General features: G+C 45.5%; 4 protein-coding genes and 1 pseudogene. 2 read left to right on the forward strand and 3 right to left on the reverse strand.

From position 1 onward, the window contains the following. Both VIN66_RS17150 and cysB read right to left on the reverse strand, forming a co-directional pair. Positions 1-541 (reverse strand): PepSY-associated TM helix domain-containing protein (locus VIN66_RS17150; protein WP_331925118.1); only part of this gene is annotated, 541 nt, incomplete at its 3' end. A 117-nt stretch (positions 542-658) separates the two neighbouring features. After that, positions 659-1,636 (reverse strand): HTH-type transcriptional regulator CysB, encoded by a 978-nt coding sequence (gene cysB / locus VIN66_RS17155; RefSeq protein WP_331925119.1) that lies wholly within the window; start codon positions 1,634-1,636, stop codon positions 659-661. 162 nt (positions 1,637-1,798) lie between these two features. Here cysB and VIN66_RS17160 point away from each other — a divergent pair, with 162 nt between their 5' ends. After that, entirely contained in the window at positions 1,799-2,491 is a 693-nt protein-coding gene (locus tag VIN66_RS17160) for a HAMP domain-containing sensor histidine kinase (protein ID WP_331925120.1), read from the forward strand. A gap of 75 nt (positions 2,492-2,566) precedes the next feature. Next, complete coding sequence (locus VIN66_RS17165; RefSeq protein ID WP_331925121.1) at positions 2,567-3,331, forward strand: hypothetical protein; 765 nt, start codon at positions 2,567-2,569, stop codon at positions 3,329-3,331. Positions 3,332-3,384: 53 nt separating this feature from the next. On the opposite strand, the pseudogene VIN66_RS17170 reads toward VIN66_RS17165, so the two are convergent. After that, positions 3,385-3,669, reverse strand: a pseudogene (locus tag VIN66_RS17170) (DNA topoisomerase I subunit omega); the annotation flags it as partial.

The raw sequence follows: 3,669 nt of genomic DNA on the forward strand, positions 1-3,669 counted from the left end.
GAATCAGATAAAAACCAGTAAGCGCAAACACAATGCAGGCGATTGCAGTCAGATCGATGAGTAAAATCCAGCTGGTACCAGCGTTACGCCCTTTATGTAAATCGTTAAGCAACGCCAGATAACCACCGAACTCCATATCAAGCTCTGCCATACCGGTAGAAAAATCCACCATCACAGTGGCATAGCCGGCTGGCCGCTTAAAATCCAGCTCCAATAACATGTCATCGATTTCGAAGGTATAACTGAACACAGAGGCTTTTAGCTGGTGCTCCTGGCTTAGCCAGTCACGAAACTGTGCGGCTATTTCAGCCTGCTCGGCAGCAGATTCAGGCAACTCGGCAAGCTGCAAGTAAGGAGGTAATTCGAGCTCAGACTGCTGGCTCACCTGCCCCGCCTGACTGATGATTAAATCCGGATGGTTCAGCGTAATACCGGTAATAGCGAAAAACAGCAACAACACCAGCACAAGCATCGAGCTGTAACTGTGAATTGCCCGCATCATTTTGGCCAATGCTGGTCCACGCCAGAATTCAGTCATCATCAGTGTACTACCTGCTATAAAGTAGCCGGCATATTACTGATAATCATTACCATTTGCAATAAAATACCAAAGGTGAGCCGTTCAACCGAACGTAAACGGCGATAAGATGTAAAAATGTTACCTTACGGGCAGTTCGAAGCGGGAAAACATACGATCAATTTCTTCCTGATTACGCAGCATATTGGCTTTTTCTACCACATCCTTCGTCAGGTGGGGGGCAAAACGTTCGATAAAATCATACATATAGGTTCGAAGGAAGGCGCCTTTACGAAAGCCAATTTTGGTCGTCGATGCGTCAAACAAATGACTGGCATCTATTGCCACCAGATCTTTATCCAGTTCTTTATCCATTGCCATTGACGCTATTACACCGACACCTAAGCCAAGCCTGACGTAGGTTTTGATCACATCAGCATCAGTGGCAGTGAAAACAATTTTTGGTTCAAGCCCCTTTGCAGCAAAGGCTCTGTCAAGTTCTGAACGGCCGGTAAAACCGAAAACGTATGTCACTATAGGATGCTGTGCAACATCTTCCACCGAGATTTTTCTGCCTAACTGCAGCAGTGGGTGATCTTTTCTGACGATGACGCTGCGATTCCAGTGATAGCACGGTAGCATCACCAGATCGTTATATAAGTGCAGTGCTTCGGTGGCAATGGCGAAGTCGGCTTCACCACGTGACGCGGCTTCTGATATTTGCTGTGGCGTACCCTGGTGCATATGCAGCGACACTTTTGGGTATTTTTGCATAAAACCACTAATGACCGGTGGCAGCGCATAGCGGGCCTGGGTGTGGGTTGTCGCAATATTGAGTTTTCCCTGATCCGGTAAGGTGTGCTCTTTAGCTACTGACTTAATACTTTCAACCTTAGCCAGAATTTGCTGAGCAATTTCAATAACATCGCGCCCGGCCGGCGTAACATGCGTTAGGTGCTTACCACTGCGGCCAAACACCTGAATACCCAGCTCATCCTCGAGCATGCGAACCTGTTTACTGATACCTGGCTGAGAGGTATAAAGGCTTTCAGCAGTAGAAGAAACATTCAGGTTGTGGTTCAGCACTTCGACAATATAACGCAACTGCTGCAATTTCATGTGTCACAGATCCGGTAATGGCATATCATTGCTCAATATACATATATAGCAGGATATTCCAACTTATTTTTAATTCGTTGGTCGCTATAACTAACAGTAGTTAAAAATTATTGATTTGGCGCGATATCGGCCGCAATGCCTGTTGTGAATAAAGGAAATACTATGAGTAATACAGCCCCGGTAATTGATTTCGCTTCCGTTCTGGCGTCAACCGTGCACGATATGAAAAATTCCTTATGTATGCTTATTCAATCTACCGAACTGATACAACAGGAAAGGCAACAACTGTCAGACAGTGCGCAGGATGAGCTGGCCCGCCTCAATTACGAAGCCAACCGGCTTAATTCTAATCTGCTGCAATTATTGTCATTGTATCGCTTTGAGCGAAACCAGCTGCCAGTGCAAATTGATGAGCACTACTTGCCTGATATCACTGAAGAAGTTTTGTTGAAAAACCAGTTCTATACCGAGCAACGCAAACTTCAGATAGCACTGGAACAGAGCGCTGAACTATACTGGTTTTTTGACTACGACCTTATCGTCAACCTACTGAATGATGCAGTCGCTAATGCATTACGCTACTGCAACAGTCGTATTATGTTGAGAATAAGCCAACAGCAGCAAAAACTGGTCATCGAAGTCCATGATGATGGCCCGGGGTTTCCAACCTTTATGCTAAATAGTGATTCCTTAGACATGAACACCCCTGATCTGGCAAACAACCATACCGGACTTGGTATCTTTTTTGCTAAGTTAATTGCCGGTGCCCATACTAACAAAGGCGAACGGGGTACCGTTAACCTGACAAATGGTGGTGAGCTCGGAGGTGGAGTATTCCGTCTGACCTTACCATGAAAAGACAGATAGCTGTTATTTCAGCTGTTTTGTGATTAATATGAATGATAAAAATCCGTTCAGAATGAGGTTTCAATGCTGTTAACCTTGATTATAACGCTGGTTGTAGCGCTGGTCGTTATCGCGATAATAGTGGGTGCTATTCAGCAACATAAAGAGCGTTTAGCCACATTGAAACGGGCTGAGTTCAGTAAACTTCGCACCATGCTGGAAGATACTGAAGAGTTAATTGTTAACTCAGCAAATGTGCCTTTATCCGCTGCTCTGAGCCAAATGCTGTTAAAGCGTATTGCTTTTACACTCAAAGCGATGGTGGAACTGGAACCTGGCGCCCGTGATATAAAACAACGGTTACAGGAAACAGAGAAGCGGCTGAGCGACTCCGGTACTGACAGTGGTGGCTTCGTTGAAACCGTTACCTTGCCCGATAATGACCAGCAACTTATTGGTATGATTAAAGGCATTAAGAAGTTGCGTACTGTCCTGCGTGCAGAGCATGCAAGAGGTAATGTCGATACGCAAACTGTGATCCAGGAAGATAAACGCCTGGAAGTACTGCAACTGCGCATTAATGTCGAAAGCCAGATCAAGCGCGGCAATCAAGCCAGGACAAATAACATGCTGGGCTCTGCCAGACAGTATTTTGAAAAGGCACTTACAGCACTGACCAATACCCCACATCAGGATGACTATGCCACGACGCGAAAGTCGGAGGTGATGCAGGCATTGGAAGACATTGCAACGCAGTTGAAAGAGGGTAATGTTCGGGATCGAGAGAAAAAAGAAGAAAAAGAAAACAAAGATTTGGATGAACTGTTTGCGCCTAAACGTAAATGGTAATACCTTGCAGACAAAAAAATGGCCGCTATTGCGGCCATTTTTTTGTAATAATATCAACCTTTAGTGACAACCCATTTGCCATTTTCAAACCAGGCTGACCACCCTGTCGCCTTGCCATCTTTTTCCGACATAACATACTGCTGTTTTGTCTTACGGCTCCAACGCACTATTGCCGGATTACCGTCAGCATCTTTTGCAGGTGCATCTGCCAGATAATAAAACTTTGGCGACAACCGTTCACGGTATTTAGCTAATTCGGCGACCAAAGGTGCCCTTGTTTCCCGGGATTTAGGAAACGTTGAGGCAGCCAGAAAAAGCCCGGCAGCACCATCACGTAG

It is taken from the genome of Rheinheimera sp., assembly GCF_036568245.1.
In the GTDB taxonomy this organism is placed as follows: Bacteria; Pseudomonadota; Gammaproteobacteria; order Enterobacterales; family Alteromonadaceae; genus Alishewanella.